We start from the raw sequence: 2272 nt of genomic DNA on the forward strand, positions 1-2272 counted from the left end.
AAAAGCAAATAAAAACACGTACAATGTGAAATTAAATAAAATTGATGTCAAACCAACTCAAGATTATGTGAATCCAACGCAAGTTAATGTTCTCCACCTCTCAGACTTACATCTTGAAAATCTATCAATTACTCCGGAAGAATTATATAATAAGGTTAAAGATGAAAAAATTGATTTAATTGCGATTACGGGAGATTTTTTAGATCGTAAACGTAGTATTCCGAAGCTAGTCCCGTATCTTGAAGTTTTTAAAAGAATAGCCCCGGCACATGGAATATATGCGGTGTTTGGTAATCATGACTATTTTCTACGAAAGAAGAATTTTGAAAAATTAAAGCAGCTTATAGGGGAATTTGAGATTAAAACATTTCAAAATGAGAATGAGTCACTCGTGATCCATGGACACCGTTTAAATCTGATTGGGATTGATGATTTTAGTTCGAAAAGAAGTAATCTTGAAGAATCCTATTCGTCGTTAAAGCCTGGCTATAATCTTGTGTTAACCCATGATCCAAACCTTGTATTGCATATGAAGGATTATCAGTTTGATTATTTATTATCGGGTCATTTCCACGGTGGACAAATTTGTTATCCAAAGCCCTATCACTTGGTGAAAATGGGGAAACTTGTTAGAATGAATATGATAAAAGGTTTTCATACTCATGATGGAAAACCATTTTACATTAATGAAGGATTAGGTCAAACAGGGGTTAATATTCGTGTCCGAAGCAATCCCGAAATTACTATTCATACGCTAACACTTGGAGAGGAAATTGCAGAGAAACAACAAGCAATGTAAAACAAAGACGTCCATTTTTGACGTCTTTTTTCAGCATTTTTTCTCGAATTGGTTCAATTTTCAAGAGGATTAAAAATATTACTTTGAGTGCAGGACATTTTGTTAAAATTGGAATCGTTATAGGTTTTTTCACGTACTATAATACTAAACTTGTAAACAAAAGTCACAAAGAGAAATGTAGGTGACCAGGATGAACAATCTAATTTTTGCCATTATTATTACTAGCTTATTGATGTTTGGATGTTCTGGCGGGACGCCGGCAACAACAGGTGTAGCCACCACTAACCATGATACAGGTCTAACTCCGAAGCGGGAAATCCCGGATGATTTTATTCCAAGAGATCTTCATATTACGTCAATCGGTGATTCTTTAACAAAAGGTGTTGGTGATGAGAAGAAGCTGGGGGGATATACTTCCTTGCTAGAGGAAAAGCTGTTGGGTGAAAAAGATGTAAAATCAGTTACGCTTGAGAATTTCGGTGTGAAAGGTCATAAAACATCAGACCTTCTAAACCGTTTGAAGAATGAGAAAGTACAAGAAGGGATTGCTGACGCGGACATTATTATCATTACAATCGGTGGAAATGATATAATGAAAATTGTAAAAGAAAACCTTTTTGATTTATCATTAAATGTGTTCCAAAAAGAACAGGAAAAATATGAGGATCGCCTCCATAAAGTGCTGGAAAATATACGCAACGTTAATAATGATGCAGAAATTGTACTGGTTGGTCTGTACAATCCATTTGGTTGGTTTATTGATCTTTCTACTGAAATTAATACGATTGTTGACGATTGGAACGAAGGCAGTAAAAACATTCTTTCTGAATTTGGTCATACTAAATTTGTAGAAGTGGATGATGTATTTAGCCAGTCTAGTGATAATCTTCTTGCAGAAGATGAGTTTCATCCAAACTCAAAAGGGTATGAATTAATGAGTGAACGAATTTTTGAAGCAATCATGTTTGAATGATTTTCCTTCGTAAAGGGGGTCTTTGATGAAAATAAAAAATAAATGGAAGGTCCTGTTTCTAACACTGCTTGCGGTAAATCTTGTGTGTGTGCTCGTTTTTTTCGGCTTGCTTTTTGCACCGACGAAAGAAGTGAAACCAAAGGAAAAAGTGGTTTCTAAGGATCATGTGAATCTATCTGTCCAAGCGAACAAAGAGGACCTAAATCGAGTGATCGATAACTTTTTGAAAAAAGAGGCAAAGGATAATCCGCTAAATTATAAGGTGTTGTTGACGGAACGTGTCATGCTGCTTGGAACGATTACAGTATTTGGAAAAGAGATTGATATGGTAATGACCTTTAAGCCTGTGGTGCTTGAGAACGGGGATTTGCTTCTACAGCAGGAAGCTTTTACTGTTGGTCAAGTGAGTCTACCAGTCACATTTGTTCTACGCTATATTAATGATTATTACAATCTACCGGAGTGGGTTCTGATTGATGCAAATAAACATGATATCTATG

At 35.5% G+C, this 2272-nt stretch carries 3 protein-coding genes; all 3 read left to right on the plus strand.

Translation table 11 applies throughout. The features are described from left to right. Positions 1–799 (plus strand): metallophosphoesterase (locus V7147_RS17710; protein WP_335369157.1); only part of this gene is annotated, 799 nt, incomplete at its 5' end. Between the two features lie 190 nt (positions 800–989). Then, positions 990–1772, plus strand: a complete 783-nt coding sequence (locus V7147_RS17715) for a GDSL-type esterase/lipase family protein (protein ID WP_335369158.1) — start codon at positions 990–992, stop codon at positions 1770–1772. A gap of 25 nt (positions 1773–1797) precedes the next feature. Continuing rightward, the coding region (locus V7147_RS17720) for a YpmS family protein (RefSeq protein WP_335369159.1) at positions 1798–2272 on the plus strand (475 nt) is incomplete at its 3' end.

Source organism: Bacillus sp. JJ1521 (assembly GCF_036965165.1).
Lineage (GTDB): Bacteria > Bacillota > Bacilli > Bacillales > Bacillaceae_L > Ferdinandcohnia.

Bases quoted from the DNA above. Each gene is read 5' to 3' on its own strand.
- V7147_RS17715 (WP_335369158.1), top strand. From the start codon at position 990: ATGAACAATCTAATTTTTGCCATTATTATTACTAGCTTATTGATGTTT.